This window comes from Klebsiella sp. GG_Kp175 (assembly GCF_040062325.1).
GTDB classification, from domain to species: domain Bacteria; phylum Pseudomonadota; class Gammaproteobacteria; order Enterobacterales; family Enterobacteriaceae; genus Klebsiella; species Klebsiella quasipneumoniae.
The window spans coordinates 18,264-31,847 of sequence record NZ_JBEAFX010000020.1 but is presented as its reverse complement, the minus strand read 5'-3'; the positions used below and the strand labels follow the sequence as shown (position 1 = coordinate 31,847).

13 protein-coding genes are annotated in these 13,584 nt (G+C 62.0%); 3 read left to right on the top strand and 10 right to left on the bottom strand.

Annotated elements, in window-relative coordinates; all coding sequences use genetic code 11:
• Positions 1-184 precede the first annotated feature (184 nt).
• From ABLU73_RS21765 to ABLU73_RS21750, 4 genes are all read right to left on the bottom strand, one after another.
• Positions 185-1,198, bottom strand: a complete 1,014-nt coding sequence (locus ABLU73_RS21765) for a HoxN/HupN/NixA family nickel/cobalt transporter (RefSeq protein WP_080841366.1) — start codon at positions 1,196-1,198, stop codon at positions 185-187.
• A complete protein-coding gene (gene hypF / locus ABLU73_RS21760; RefSeq protein ID WP_048295436.1) occupies positions 1,195-3,429 on the bottom strand; it encodes a carbamoyltransferase HypF in 2,235 nt (744 codons plus the stop codon). The genes ABLU73_RS21765 and hypF overlap by 4 nt, the downstream gene beginning before the upstream one ends.
• Positions 3,430-3,437: 8 nt before the next feature.
• On the bottom strand, positions 3,438-3,965 hold the full coding sequence (gene hydN / locus ABLU73_RS21755) for an electron transport protein HydN (protein ID WP_004205658.1): 528 nt from the start codon (positions 3,963-3,965) through the stop codon (positions 3,438-3,440).
• A 135-nt stretch (positions 3,966-4,100) separates the two neighbouring features.
• Positions 4,101-5,114: a LacI family DNA-binding transcriptional regulator gene (locus ABLU73_RS21750; RefSeq protein WP_135699174.1), complete on the bottom strand. Its 1,014-nt coding sequence runs from the start codon at positions 5,112-5,114 to the stop codon at positions 4,101-4,103.
• Positions 5,115-5,362: 248 nt separating this feature from the next.
• Between ABLU73_RS21750 and ascF the strand changes: the two genes are divergently transcribed.
• The 3 genes from ascF to ABLU73_RS21735 all read left to right on the top strand — a co-directional run bounded on the left by ascF (position 5,363) and on the right by ABLU73_RS21735 (position 8,731).
• Positions 5,363-6,805: a PTS cellobiose/arbutin/salicin transporter subunit IIBC gene (gene ascF / locus ABLU73_RS21745; RefSeq protein ID WP_264923706.1), complete on the top strand. Its 1,443-nt coding sequence runs from the start codon at positions 5,363-5,365 to the stop codon at positions 6,803-6,805.
• Positions 6,806-6,831: 26 nt separating this feature from the next.
• Positions 6,832-8,256: a 6-phospho-beta-glucosidase gene (locus ABLU73_RS21740; RefSeq protein ID WP_064178263.1), complete on the top strand. Its 1,425-nt coding sequence runs from the start codon at positions 6,832-6,834 to the stop codon at positions 8,254-8,256.
• Between the two features lie 181 nt (positions 8,257-8,437).
• On the top strand, positions 8,438-8,731 hold the full coding sequence (locus ABLU73_RS21735; protein ID WP_004205653.1) for a SymE family type I addiction module toxin: 294 nt from the start codon (positions 8,438-8,440) through the stop codon (positions 8,729-8,731).
• A gap of 11 nt (positions 8,732-8,742) precedes the next feature.
• Here ABLU73_RS21735 and hycI read toward each other — a convergent pair whose 3' ends face one another.
• Genes hycI through ABLU73_RS21705 form a run of 6 tightly spaced genes read right to left on the bottom strand, consistent with a single transcriptional unit; the run spans position 8,743 to position 13,582 of the window.
• Entirely contained in the window at positions 8,743-9,213 is a 471-nt protein-coding gene (gene hycI / locus ABLU73_RS21730; protein ID WP_023298125.1) for a hydrogenase maturation peptidase HycI, read from the bottom strand.
• Complete coding sequence (locus ABLU73_RS21725) at positions 9,206-9,616, bottom strand: formate hydrogenlyase maturation HycH family protein (protein WP_023318987.1); 411 nt, start codon at positions 9,614-9,616, stop codon at positions 9,206-9,208. The genes hycI and ABLU73_RS21725 overlap by 8 nt, the downstream gene beginning before the upstream one ends.
• Entirely contained in the window at positions 9,613-10,380 is a 768-nt protein-coding gene (locus tag ABLU73_RS21720) for an NADH-quinone oxidoreductase subunit B family protein (protein WP_002914891.1), read from the bottom strand. Before ABLU73_RS21720 ends, ABLU73_RS21725 begins: the two co-directional genes overlap by 4 nt.
• Positions 10,380-10,922, bottom strand: a complete 543-nt coding sequence (locus tag ABLU73_RS21715; protein WP_065696871.1) for a formate hydrogenlyase complex iron-sulfur subunit — start codon at positions 10,920-10,922, stop codon at positions 10,380-10,382. The genes ABLU73_RS21720 and ABLU73_RS21715 overlap by 1 nt, the downstream gene beginning before the upstream one ends.
• Positions 10,923-10,931: 9 nt before the next feature.
• A complete protein-coding gene (gene hycE / locus ABLU73_RS21710) occupies positions 10,932-12,641 on the bottom strand; it encodes a formate hydrogenlyase subunit HycE (RefSeq protein ID WP_004205649.1) in 1,710 nt (569 codons plus the stop codon).
• Between the two features lie 17 nt (positions 12,642-12,658).
• The gene (locus ABLU73_RS21705; protein ID WP_004205648.1) at positions 12,659-13,582 is read right to left on the bottom strand and encodes a respiratory chain complex I subunit 1 family protein; all 924 of its coding nucleotides are present in this window, start codon (positions 13,580-13,582) and stop codon (positions 12,659-12,661) included.
• Positions 13,583-13,584: the final 2 nt, after the last annotated feature.

The window sequence follows — 13,584 nt, the reverse complement described above, 5'->3', positions numbered from 1 at the left end:
GGTCGTTAAAACGAAGAGAAATGAAGATTTGATAAAAATAATAATTTTTCAATGAGTTAAATAAGTGAGCTGATTAACGTAGAGCGATGGTTCGTGACGACCGGTGGGAACCTGCGCAGAGAAGCGCCGCCAGAGAGTGATGATCGCCCGGCTTAGCGCAGCGCAAGCCGGGAAAATGCTGAACCTAACGCGCCAGATTATCGTAGCCGCGCCAGCGATAATTGAGCACCGACAGCGCCCAACAGGCGACAAACAGCCCGACCACCACAAACCCGGCGTCGCCGAGGTTGTCGTTTAACTCCCCTACCCAGCGCCATATTCCGCCGCTGAGCGCAAACTTATCCATCAGCAGACCCAGCGCTTCCAGGCCGCCGATAAACAGCGCCACCACCACCGAAGTGCCGGTGATGGTCATGTTGTAGTAAAGCTTGCGCTGCGGCTTGCTGAACGCCCAGCCGTAGGCGCCGACCATCAGCACGTTATCGAGGGTGTCCACCAGCGCCATGCCGCTGGCGAACAGCGCCGGGAAGACCATAATCGACCAGACGGAAATCCCGCTCGACGCGCCGGCGGCGGAGATGCCCAGCACGCCGATTTCGGTGGCGGTATCAAACCCGAGGCCGAACAGGAAACCGACCAGGTACATCTGCCAGCTACGGCTGACCAGACGAAAGGTTTTGCCAAACAGCCAGCTCATCACCCCGCCGCCGCTGACGATCTCGTCGCTCAACGGCTCACCCCGCTTCCACGCCCGAAAGCTACGCCAGACGCTGCGCAATATCACCAGGTTGATAAAGGCCATCGCCAGCAGAAACAGCGCCGACACAGCGGTGCCGATGACGCTACCGGTGTCGTGCAGCCAGTTCATCTGCGCGCTGAAGGCCGTGGCGGTAGCGGCAATCGCTGCCGAGGCCAGCACCACAATCGACGAGTGGCCCAGCGAGAACCAGGCCCCGACGGCGAAGGGCCGCCGCCCCTGCTGCATCATCTTGCGGGTGACGTTATCAATCGCCGCGATATGATCGGCGTCCACTGCGTGGCGTAGGCCGTAGCCCCAGGCCAGCAGGCTGGCGGCCATTAGCGCGCCGCTGTCGCCAAAGGCCTGCAGCGCCCAGCACCAGGCCAGTAAGTTCGCCGCGATCAACCCCAACACCAGGCCCGCGGCGCGCGGCTGCTGGCGTAAAACTGTCATTATCATTGTTGTGTTCCTTGAGCCTGAACGCGAGCGGCGGCGATCACCGCCTGACCATAGGCGATTGCGCCGTCGCCGGCCGGCAACTGCTGCGCAAACAGCAGAGTAAAATCCGCCAGATAAAAGGTCAATCGCGCCGCCAGCAGACGGTTATGCAGCACCCCACCGCTGCAGACAATCGTGTCGATGCCGCGGGCAGTCGCACAGTCGCGGGCCATCGCCGCCAGTCCGCAGGCCAGGGCGTCATGAAATGCCCAGGCTTTTTGCGCCGGGCTCGCCTGCCAGCGCAGCCACTGTCGCCAGAAGGTGGCCAGGTCCAGCGCATTGCCGCGCCACGGCAGCGTGACCGGATGGCTGACGCCGGGGCAGCTGGCGGCCAGCGCCTCCAGCCGACAGGCCGCCTCCCCCTCATAGCTCAGGCTCTCCGGGGCGCAGTCCAGCGCGCAGGCGACGGCATCAAACAGCCGTCCGCAGGACGAGGCGCGCGGCGCGTTAATACCGCGGTCGATGGCCTGCGCCAGCAGCGGCCAGTTGCGCTGGCGCAGCGTACCGGTCTGCGGGTAATCCTGCCAGTCAGGGACAAAAGCCAGGCACTGAGCCAGCAGATTACGCCACGGCTGACGCGCCGCCAGGTCGCCGCCCGGCAGGGCGACAGCCGGCAGCCCGCCGAGATGTTCGCACTGGCGATAGTTAACCCGCAGGCACTCCCCTCCCCATAGCGCGCCGTTCTCCCCCATGCCGATTCCGTCGAGGATCAGGGCGATAACGTCTCCGCCGTCGAGCGGCCAGCGGTGCTCTGCCAGGCACGCCGCGGCGTGAGCATGGTGATGCAGCACGGTCTCCACCGGCAGCGGCAGAGCCGCTCCCCACTGCGTCGATCGATAGCCAGGATGGGCGTCAACCACCACCCGCTGCGGCGCAAAGGCGAAGATGTTCTGCATCAGCTGCAGCGCGCTGCGCCACTGCTGCTCGACGCCCTCCTCGCCAAGATCGCCGAAGTGCTGGCTGAGAACCGCTTCGCCCCCGCGCGCCAGGCAGAAGGTGTTTTTCATGTCCGCGCCCAGCGCCAGCAGCGGCGGCACCTTGTCCAGACCCGGCGGCAGCGGCAGCGCATCCGGGACATAGCCCCGGGCGCGGCGCAGCATTTCTCCGCTCGAGCGCACCAGAGAATCATCCAGCCGCTGCACGATGTCGCGGTTATGGAGCAAAAAGCCGTCGGCGATGTCGGCTAAGTCGTTGAGTGCTTCAGTATTACTTAACGCCGGCGGGCGGCCGCTAAGGTTGCCGGAGGTCATCACGATAGGGCGCGCCAGCGCCTGCAGAAGCAAATGCTGCAGCGGATTAGACGGCAGCATCACCCCAACTTCCGCAAGCCCTGGCGCAATCTCGTCGCACAGGCCGGAGACCTGCGCTTTGCTAATCAGTACGATGGGCGCCGCCGGGGAGTCCATCAGCGCCACGGCGTCGGCAGGTAACCCCGCCGCAGAGGGCAGCATCACCGCCAGCGGTTTCGCCGGACGGTGTTTCCTCGCCCGCAGCGTGGCAACAGCAGCGGGGTTGCCGGCGTCGCAGGCCAGATGAAAGCCGCCGACGCCTTTTATCGCCACGATGTCGCCCGCCGCCAGCCGGGCGATAGCCGCCTGCAGCGCCGCCTCACCGCGCCGCACTTCACCCTGGGCCCGCCACTCCAGCCGCGGCCCGCAGTCGGGGCAGGCCACCGGCTGGGCGTGAAAGCGGCGATCGGCGGGATCGCGGTATTCCGCCTCGCAGGGCGGACAGAGCGGAAACGGCGCCATCGCGGTAAGAGGCCGGTCGTAAGGCATGGCACGAATGATGGTCAACCGCGGCCCGCAGTGGGTGCAGTTGATAAAGGGGTAGCGATAGCGGCGCGCCCGGGGATCATTCATCTCCGCGAGGCACGCCGGGCAGGTCGCGGCATCGGGCACGATCTGGGTGCGCATCCGCCCCGCCCCGCTCTCACGGATGGTGAAGCCCTGCGGCGGAGCCGCCCAGCGATAAGGGGCGCAGTCGGCGCTGTCGACCCGCGCCAGCGGCGGGCAGTGGGCAGCGAGGGCGGCAGTAAAACCGTCATCGCCCCCGGCCAGCCGCACCAGAACGCCCTCGCCGTCGTTACAGACATCGCCGCAGCGAGCCTGCCTCTGAGCCAGCTGCCAGACAAAGGGGCGGAACCCCACCCCCTGCACCTTACCGCGAATGCGGATTTGCACCCCGTTCATGCCAGAGGTTACCAGGCCAGCGCCGTGCGGCGACGTTTCTCTTGGTTCATCTGCTCCAGCTTGTTGCGGTCTACGCAGACCAGGGCGTGCGTCGGGCAGACCTCCATGCAGGCCGGGCCGCTGTCGCGGTGGAAGCAGAGATCGCACTTGTTGGCTTCGGCTTTTTCCGCCACGACGTTCAGTCCGGCGCCGCTATGGCGGATCACCGGCCGCACCACTACCTCCATCGCCCCGTACGGGCAGGCGACGACGCAGGTTTTGCAACCGATGCAGCGCTCCTGCATCACGTGAACAAAGCCTTTATCGCGACTGATAGCGCCGTTCGGGCAGACGTTGGCGCAGGGAGCGTCCTCACACTGACGGCAGGCGGTGGCCGTGGAGACATTGACCCCTTTTATCACATGAATACGCGGCTGAAAGGTGTGCGGCGTCAGGGAGGCGCAGTCCTGATGTTCCTGATGGGACACCACGCAGGCCACTTCGCAAGTGCGACAGCCGATGCATTTGCTCGCATCGGCGATAATGAAACGGTTCATCCATTTCTCCAGCAGTAAGAGGGTTAGGCGCCGGAGTATGCATAATACGTTCCAATTTTTATATTATTGATAATAAATAGATTTTAATCGGTGATGCGCTGTCATCGTCAGTAGTGACGATGACAGCTGACGACGTCAGGCGCAGGGACCCGCCACCAGCGACTCACGCTCGATCAGCGCCCCTGGGAAACTCTGCTGAACATTGAATTCCCCGCCATCGAGCATAAATATCAGGCGATTAATGCTCTCTTTAATCATCTCCGTCACCGGCACCCGGACGCTGGCGAGCGACGGCACCATGTACGGCGCCAGCACAATATCGTCAAACCCCACCACCGAGACCTGCTCCGGCACCTTAATGCCCAGCTGGTGAAGCTGCTTCATCGCCCCGATGGCCATATCGTCATTGCTTGCCACCAGCGCGCTGTAGGTCACCCCGCGCTGACGCAGGCTCTCCACTGCCGCCGCGCCGGTTTCCGGCGTCCAGCGCCCTTCGGCGATGAGCGCCTCGTTCAGGGTAACGCCGTGGCCAGCCAGCGCGTCTTTGTAGCCGGCAAGACGCTCAACGCCGGTGGGCGAGTCAAGGGAGCCGGTAATAAAAGCGATATCGCGGTGGCCCAGGGCAATCAGCCGCTCCACCACCCGCATCGCCGACGCTTTTTGATCGGACCAGACGCAGTGGCTGGCGTGGCGGCGCAGGCGGCGGTTAAGCACCATGATCGGCTGCGAGTGGTTCTCAACGATCTCATCCATCTCGTCGACAGTGAGAAAACGCGGGTAGATGATGATCGCATCGCAGCGCAGATCCAGCAGGTACTGGATCGCCTCCCGCTCCTCTTGCGCGCTGTGCTTGCCATCCGCGAGGATCAGCTGCCGCCCCTGGTCCTCGGTCATCCGCGCCACCTGATACAGCAGCTCGCTGAAATAGACGCCGTGGTACAGGGTATTGGTCACCACCAGGCCGAGGGTTTGCGTGGTTTTGGTCGCCAGGTTGCGCGCCAGCAGATTCGGTCGGTAGCCGCTCTCCGCCACCGCCTTAAAAACCCGGTCTTTGGTCTCCTGGCTGACATAGCCGTTGCCCGACAGCACCCGCGACACGGTCGCCTTCGATACCCCCGCGCGCTTAGCGACCTCCAGCATCGTTGCCATGTGATTCTTCCTGTTGCAAAAGTTGCAGGCAGTGTACTGCACGTTTCCCGCTTTTACAGCACTCCCCTGTTCACCGCGACGATTAGCGATCAAAATCACAAAACTGAGATCATATTTTTTTATTTCTTGTGCAATCAAATGAAACTAACCATGATTTTGTGGAACCGGTTTCCTATAAAGCATGGTATCGCCCGGCGATGCGGCGCGGTAACAGATCAGTACCCTATTGATAAACAGGATAAAATCCGATGTCGAAAAATTATGCAGCCCTGGCGCAACAGATAGTCGCGGCATTAGGCGGAGTCGATAACGTCGTCGCCGTGACCCACTGCATGACTCGTCTGCGTTTCGTGGTCAAAGACAACGAACAGGTCGATAGCCCTACACTGAAAGGCCTGACCGGGGTGCTCGGCGTCGTGCGCAGCGATAACCAGTGCCAGGTGATCATCGGCAACACGGTCTCACAGGCCTATCGCGAGGTGGTGAATCTGCTGCCCGGCGACCTGCGCCCGGTCGAGCCGCAGGGCAAAGCGCCGGTCACCCTGAAACGCATCGGCGCCGGGATCCTTGACGCGCTGATCGGCACCATGTCGCCGCTGATCCCGGCGATTATCGGCGGATCGATGGTCAAGTTGATGGCGATGATCCTTGAGATGAGCGGCGCGTTGCCGAAAGGCTCGCCGACGCTGACCCTCCTGACGCTTATCGGCGACGGCGCATTTTTCTTCCTGCCGCTGATGGTGGCCGCCTCCGCGGCGGTGAAATTCAAAACCAATATGTCGCTTGCCATCGCTATCGCCGGGGTGCTGGTGCATCCCGGGTTTATCGAATTAATGGCCAAAGCCGCTCAGGGCGAACACGTTGAATTTGCCTTTATCCCGGTGACCGCGGTGAAATACACCTACACGGTGATCCCGGCGCTGGTGATGACCTGGTGCCTGTCGTATATCGAACGCTGGGTGGATCGCATTACCCCGGCGGTGACGAAAAACTTCCTTAAGCCAATGCTGATCGTGCTGATCGCCGCCCCGCTGGCGATCCTGCTGATTGGCCCGCTCGGCATCTGGATCGGTAGCGCCATTTCCGCGCTGGTCTATACGATCCACAGCTATCTCGGCTGGCTGTCGGTGGCGATCATGGGCGGGCTGTGGCCGCTGCTGGTGATGACCGGCATGCACCGGGTCTTTACGCCGACCATCATTCAGACCATCGCCGAAACCGGCAAAGAGGGCATGGTAATGCCGTCGGAGATCGGCGCTAACCTGTCGCTCGGCGGCTCTTCGCTGGCGGTGGCGTGGAAAACCAAAAACCCGGAACTGCGCCAGACGGCGCTGGCCGCCGCGGCATCGGCGATTCTGGCCGGGATTTCCGAACCGGCGCTGTACGGCGTGGCGGTGCGCCTGAAACGCCCGCTGATCGCCAGCTTGATCAGCGGCTTTATCTGCGGCGCGGTGGCGGGTATCGCCGGACTGGCCAGCCACTCGATGGCGGCGCCGGGGCTGTTCACCAGCGTGCAGTTTTTCGATCCAGCCAATCCAATGACCATCGTCTGGGTGTTTGGCGTGATGGCGCTGTCGGTAGTGCTGTCGTTTGCCCTGACGCTGATCCTCGGCTTTGAAGATATTCCCGTTGAACAGGCCGCCGCCGACGCCCGAGCGCGCCAGGCCCAGGCCCAGGCAACCCACGCCTGAACACATCATTGATAACGAGGTAACGCATGGCGAGTTTCCCACAGGGATTTTTATGGGGCGGCGCATTGGCCGCCAACCAGTCTGAAGGCGCATGGCGCGAAGGGGGGAAAGGGATGGCCACCGTGGATACCCTCCCCCACGGCGCCCATCGTCTGCCGGTAAAATTAGGCCTGGAGAAGCGCTTCACGCTTCGCGAAGACGAATTCTACCCCAGCCACGAGGCGATCGATTTCTACCACCGCTACAAGGAAGATATCGCCCTGATGGCGGAGATGGGGTTCAGCGTCTTTCGCACTTCCATCGCCTGGAGCCGCCTGTTCCCGCGCGGCGACGAGCAGCAGCCGAATCCGCAGGGCATCGCCTTCTATCGCTCGCTGTTCGAAGAGTGCAAAAAGCACGGTATCGAGCCGCTGGTCACGCTGTGCCATTTTGACGTGCCGATGCACCTGGTGATGGAGTACGGCTCCTGGCGCAACCGCAAAATGGTCGATTTCTTTAGCCACTACGCCCGCACCTGCTTTGAAGCTTTTGACGGTCTGGTGAAATACTGGCTCACCTTCAATGAAATCAATATCATGCTGCACAGCCCCTACTCCGGCGCCGGTCTGGTGTTTGAAGCGGGAGAAAACCAGGAGCAGGTGAAGTACCAGGCCGCGCATCACGAGCTGGTGGCCAGCGCGCTGGCGACAAAAATCGCCCACGAGATAAACCCGCAAAATCAGGTCGGCTGCATGCTGGCGGGCGGTAATTTCTACCCTTACTCCTGCAAGCCGGAAGATGTCTGGATGGCGCTGGAGAAGGACCGCGAAAATCTGTTCTTTATTGACGTCCAGGCGCGCGGCGCCTACCCGGTGTGGGCCGCGCGGGTGTTCCGGGAAAAGGGGGTCACCATTGCGAAGCAGCCGGGCGATGACGAGATCCTCAAAAACACCGTCGATTTCGTCTCCTTTAGCTACTACGCCTCACGCTGCGCCTCGGCGGAGATGAACGCCAGCAACACCAATGCCGCCAATATCGTCAAGTCGCTGAAGAATCCGCACATTCCGGCCAGCGAATGGGGCTGGGGCATCGACCCGCTGGGTCTGCGCATCACCATGAACATGATGTACGACCGCTATCAGAAGCCGCTGTTCCTGGTGGAAAACGGGCTCGGCGCCCGGGACGAGATCGACGCCAGGGGCGAGATCAATGACGATTATCGTATCAGCTACCTGCGCGAGCACATCAAGGCGATGCGCGACGCCATCGGCGACGGTATTCCGGTGCTGGGTTACACCAGCTGGGGCTGTATCGATCTGGTCTCGGCGTCAACCGGCGAGATGAGCAAACGCTACGGCTTTGTCTATGTCGATCGCGACGACGCCGGCAACGGCACGCTGGCGCGCAAGCGTAAAAAGTCGTTCTTCTGGTACCAGAAGGTAATAGCCAGCAACGGCGCCGACCTCGACTAAGCGCGTCTCCGGCGCTCGCCCGTCCCCCTGCGCTGACCGGGGGACGGGCGTCTGCTTTCTGTTGCATCCATTACATGTTTTTTTCTCGAGCCTGATTCCAGTTTCTGGTTTGCCTCCCGTTCACAACAACTGGTATTTTATCCAGTATATTTTCAGGGGTATCTTCAGCAAGGAGCAGATCATGAACGCACAGCAGCCCCCCGCAGCCAGAGGGATCGTCAGGGCCATTCGCCAGTTAACCGTGGGTTATGTCAGAAAACGCCATGAGAACCGCAAAACGCGGGAGACGCGGCGCTACACCCGCCACGCGGCCCTGAGCCTGAACGGCGACTGGCTGGAGCAGGCGGGATTTCCGGTCGGCACGCAGGTCAGAGTCTCGGTGTCGCCCGGTAAATTAGTGATAGAGAATCTTGAGCTGGCGCCGCCGGTAACGGGGCTCCCGGCAGGCCAGTCGCGCGCCGTCGGGGAGCCCTGATCGCCGCAGGGTTAATCGTCTGCGGCCTCCAGCCGGGCAAAGCCGCCCTGGCCCTGCCAGTCTGCCAGCTGCTGGTACACCCGGGCAACGGCCTCTTTCACCGGCTGGGTCATCGGATAATAAAAACCGACGATATCCGGCTGAATGCCGAGGAAGATCACCTCGCCGACGTCCTCTTTCAGCTGATCGACCAGATAGTTGAGCGGCATGTTATGGGTGGTCATCATAAACATCTCGGCGATGTCGTCGGGGTCGATGACGCGAATGTCGCCGGGGTTAAGGCCCATGTCGGTGGCATCAACAATCAGCAGGCGTTCGGGGCGTAATTCACGGATCGCCACGATGTCGTTTTCCGGCGCGCTGCCGCCGTCGATGACCACCCACTGGCCGGCCGGGTTCGCCGCGCACATCTCCGCCAGCAACGGTCCGGCGCCGTCGTCGCCCATCATACTGTTGCCAACACAGAGTAAAACGTCAGTCACGTAATCTCCTCACCATCAGATAGATGGCGCTCTCCTGGTGAATATCATGCAGCATGCTGAGCATCGCTTTGCTCCACGCCTGCTGCTGCGGGGTCTGCGCGGACTGCGCTTTATCAAAGGCGTTGGCCAGCATTGCCACGTGGCTGCTGTCGATGACGATCTCGCCATACTTCGGCACCCCCTCCATTTTGCGCCGTGCGGCGCTGCCGGCCTCAAGGGTGGCGATCCACGCCAGATACGCCTCCCACGGGCAGCTCAGCGCCGCCTCAAGACAGTCGATAACGCCGAGGTGGTGGCCAATCGCCAGGCTGTAATAGACCACCTGCTGCGCCTGATCCGGCGTGGCGTCGTTCTCATCAATAAATTTACGGCTCAGCTGACTGAACACCACCGTCTCGCTCATCGGATACGCGCCCCCTCGACCACCTGGTTGAGATGGGTGACGATCTCGGTCAGACGCGGATCTTTTTCCGCCTCCAGCCAGCGCAGCACCTGGCTGTCGCCCTGGCCGAGCAGACGCATATAGTCGTCAGCAATCTGCCGGCCATAGCGATAGCCCGCCAGACGCCGCGCTTCGCGATCGATACGCACCCGCAGGGGTTGTACCATATCGGCGTGCAGCAGCTCGGTCGGCTGTTCGTCAAGCTCGCCCGGCAGGCGGGCGTGAATTTTCTGCTCCAGCAGGCCGAGGGCCATGGCGAAGCCGTACAGGGTAGCAGCGGGCGTCGGCGGGCAGCCCGGAATATAGACATCGACCGGTACGATTTTATCGGTACCGCCCCAGACGCAGTACAGGTCGTGGAAGATGCCGCCGCTGTTGCCGCAGGCGCCGTAGGAGATACAGATCTTCGGATCCGGCGCCGACTGCCAGGCGCGCAGCGCCGGGGAGCGCATCGCGCGGGTCACCGCCCCGGTAAACAGCAGGATATCGGCATGGCGCGGCGAAGGCACAACCTTAATCCCGAAGCGTTCAGCGTCGAACAGCGGCGAAAGGGTGGCGAAGATTTCGATTTCGCAGCCGTTACAGCCGCCGCAGTCGACGCGATAAACGTAGGCGGAACGTTTGATTTTCTTCAGCAGCGAGGCCTTCATGCTGGCGATGGATTCATCCACCGTCATCGGCACCGGAATGCCGTTTTCATCGCGCGGGCCAAGTAAAGTGCTCATCAGCTGGCCTCCCTTATGTGGCGGGTCAGTTCAATACGATCGGACGGCACCAGACATTTCTGGCGCTTACATTCCGGGCAGGTTTCGAAGCTTTCGCGGTGCAGCTCGGCGCGGGTATCGCCGTTATGCTTGAGCAGCGCGATGGCGTAGTCGATCTCCTTTTGCACTGCGAACGGCCGCTGGCACTCCCGGCAGTGGCAGATAGCGAAGCGCGACTGCTGAAGGAAATCCTCTTTCTTCCACACCGCCAGCTCATACTCCGGCGACAGCTTAATCGCCGCCGTCGGGCAGACCTCTTCGCAGCGGCCGCAGAAGATGCAGCGCCCGAGGTTGAACTGCCACGCCAGCTGGTTAGTGGCCAGATCGGTCTCGACCGTCAGGGCGTTCGATGGGCAGGCATTCACGCAGGCCGCGCAGCCGATACACTGCTGCGGGTTATGCTCTGGCTTGCCGCGGAAGTTTTTATCTACCGGCATCGGCTCCAGCGGGTAGGCGTGCGTCGCGGAGCCGGTCTTAATGACTTTTTTAATAAAGGTAAACATGGCGATTCCTTATTTCAGCGGCGAGTTTTTACGCTCGATGCTATAGCGCTCCAGCTCTTTGTACGGCACCACTTTGCTCTTCTTCTTGCGTACATCGACCACGGTCATGCGGTCGGTACAGGAGTAGCACGGGTCGAGGCTGCCGATGATCAGCGGCGCATCGGAAACGGTGTTGCCGCGCAGCATGTAGCGGAGGGTCGGCCAGTTGGCGTAGGTCGCCGCCCGGCAGCGCCAGCGGTACAGTTTTTGGTTGTCGCCGGTCATGCTCCAGTGGATATCGTCGCCGCGCGGCGCCTCGGAGAAGCCCAGCGCGAAGCGGTGCGGGATATAGGTGAACCCTTCCACCATCAGCGGACCGCCGGGCAGGTTATCGAGACCGTAATCAATCATGTTCAGCGCGGTATAAACCTCGTTGATCCGCACCTTGAGGCGGGATATCACGTCGCAGCCCTGCTCGCTGTGAACCTCCATCGGCAGCAGGCCGTAACCGACGAACGGATGGTCGGCGCGGGTATCGCGGGCGTGGCCGCTGGCGCGCACCATCGGGCCAACGTTACTGAAGTCGCGGGCGATTTCCGGGTCCAGCCGGCCAATGCCGACGGTGCGCTGCTCCATGTTCGGGGTGCTGAGCAGCATATCCACCAGCTCCTGCACATCGCGACGCATCTGCTGCGCCAGCTGACGGGTCTGGATCATGTCCTCTTTCAGCAGGTCGCGGCGGATCCCGCCGATCAGGTTCAGACCGTAGGTTTTACGCGCGCCGGTGAGGATCTCCGCCATCTTCATCGAGGTTTCGCGCACGCGGAAGAACTGCATAAAGCCGGAGTCGAAGCCGGTGAAGTGGCAGGCCAGACCAAGGTTCAGGAGGTGCGAATGCAGGCGTTCCACCTCCAGCAGAATGGCGCGGATCATCTGCGCCCGCTCCGGCACCACGATGCCCATCGCATTCTCCACCGAGGTGGTATAAGCGGTACTGTGGGCGAAGCCGCAGATGCCGCACACGCGGTCAGACAAGAAAGTCACTTCGTTATAACCCATGCGGGTTTCCGCCAGTTTCTCCATGCCGCGGTGGACATAGAACAGACGGTAATCGGCATCGATAATGTTCTCACCGTCAACGAACAGGCGGAAGTGGCCGGGCTCATCGGAAGTGACGTGCAGCGGGCCGATCGGCACCACGTTGTTTTTCTTGCTGCCGAGCTCGTTGATGAACTCGTAGGTTTCGGCGTCGGTGGTCGGCGCCGGACGCTGGCGGTAGTCCATGCTGTCTTTACGCAGCGGATAGAGTTCGTCCGGCCAGTCGTCCGGCAGCACCAGCCGGCGTTCGTCCGGCAGGCCGACCGGCACCAGGCCGTACATGTCGCGTACTTCGCGCTCGCCCCACACCGCCGCCGGCACGCGCGGCGTCACCGACGGGTATTCCGGTTTGTTGGCGTCCACTTCCACGCGCACGGTGATCCAGCATTTGGTGCCCTGCTCCATCGACAGTACGTAATAGACCGCGTAGTGGCCGTTCAGCTTACGTTCATCGTTGCCGAACAGCACCGACAGCCAGCCGCCCTGCTGGTAGTAGAGAAACTCCACCACTTCCGGCAGGTAATTGACCTTCACGGTGATGGTTAACTGGTCTTTGGTCTGCCAGGCTTCGTCCAGCACCACGCCCGGAAAGGCCTGGTGCAGCGCCGCAAGATAGTGTTGACCGATTTTTTCTTCAGACATGCTCAAACTCTCTTAAATCACGCCACCAGCAAGGAGACGAAGGCTAAAAAGGCAAAACCAAACCCGGCCCAGGTGACGCGGGAGGTGGCACAAAAACGCAGACGCGCCATGCTGTTCTCGAACAGCGCGATGATCAGCACGCCCACCACCAGCTTGACGACGGCCACCACCAGCGCCAGCAGCAGGCCGCCGACGCTGAAGCTGGTCATCTGGCCCCACGGGAAAAAGACCCCGACAAACATCTGCAGCACCACCAGCTGTTTGAGACTGATGCCCCACTTCAGGATGCCAAAGCCGCTACCGCTGTACTCGGAAAGCGGCCCCTCCTGCAGCTCCTGCTCCGCTTCCGCCAGATCGAACGGCAGTTTGCCCATCTCGATAAAGGTGGCGAAGGCGCAGGCGCACAGCGCCAGAATCAAGGGAATGCTGCGCGCTGCCGGCCAGTGATAAAGGGTATCGGTAATGGTGCTGATGTGCGTCGAGCCGGCGACCTGCGCGGCGACCCACAGGCCCAGCAGGAGGATCGGCTCCACCAGCACGCCGAGCATCGCTTCGCGGCTGCTGCCCAGCGCGGTAAATGGGCTGCCGGTGTCCAGACCGGAAATCGCGAAGAAGAAACGGGCGATGGCGAACAGGTAGATCAAGGTGATGAGATCCCCAAGCACCGGCAGCGGAGAGTCCACCGTCACCACCGGCAAGGCGGTGGCGATGGTCAGCATCACGCCCACCATGACGTACGGCGTCAGGCGGAACACCCAGCCCGAGGCGTCGGGACCAACGCTCTGGCGGCCCAGCAGTTTCAGGATATCCCGATACTCCTGCAGCACGCCCGGACCGCGGCGGTTATGCAGCCGCGCGCGGGCGACGCGAACGATCCCGGATAACAGCGGCGCGACGGCAAACAGCGCCAGCGCCTGTAGCAATGCAATTAACAAACTCATTC

Coding starts and splice junctions, on each gene's coding strand:
- ABLU73_RS21740 (WP_064178263.1), top strand. CDS start 6,832: ATGGCGAGTTTCCCACAGGGATTTTTATGGGGCGGCGCATTGGCCGCC.
- ABLU73_RS21725 (WP_023318987.1), bottom strand. CDS start 9,616: ATGAGCGAGACGGTGGTGTTCAGTCAGCTGAGCCGTAAATTTATTGAT.
- hypF (WP_048295436.1), bottom strand. CDS start 3,429: ATGAACGGGGTGCAAATCCGCATTCGCGGTAAGGTGCAGGGGGTGGGG.
- ascF (WP_264923706.1), top strand. CDS start 5,363: ATGTCGAAAAATTATGCAGCCCTGGCGCAACAGATAGTCGCGGCATTA.
- ABLU73_RS21705 (WP_004205648.1), bottom strand. CDS start 13,582: ATGAGTTTGTTAATTGCATTGCTACAGGCGCTGGCGCTGTTTGCCGTC.
- hycE (WP_004205649.1), bottom strand. CDS start 12,641: ATGTCTGAAGAAAAAATCGGTCAACACTATCTTGCGGCGCTGCACCAG.
- ABLU73_RS21715 (WP_065696871.1), bottom strand. CDS start 10,922: ATGTTTACCTTTATTAAAAAAGTCATTAAGACCGGCTCCGCGACGCAC.
- ABLU73_RS21765 (WP_080841366.1), bottom strand. CDS start 1,198: ATGATAATGACAGTTTTACGCCAGCAGCCGCGCGCCGCGGGCCTGGTG.
- ABLU73_RS21750 (WP_135699174.1), bottom strand. CDS start 5,114: ATGGCAACGATGCTGGAGGTCGCTAAGCGCGCGGGGGTATCGAAGGCG.
- ABLU73_RS21720 (WP_002914891.1), bottom strand. CDS start 10,380: ATGAGCACTTTACTTGGCCCGCGCGATGAAAACGGCATTCCGGTGCCG.
- hydN (WP_004205658.1), bottom strand. CDS start 3,965: ATGAACCGTTTCATTATCGCCGATGCGAGCAAATGCATCGGCTGTCGC.
- ABLU73_RS21735 (WP_004205653.1), top strand. CDS start 8,438: ATGAACGCACAGCAGCCCCCCGCAGCCAGAGGGATCGTCAGGGCCATT.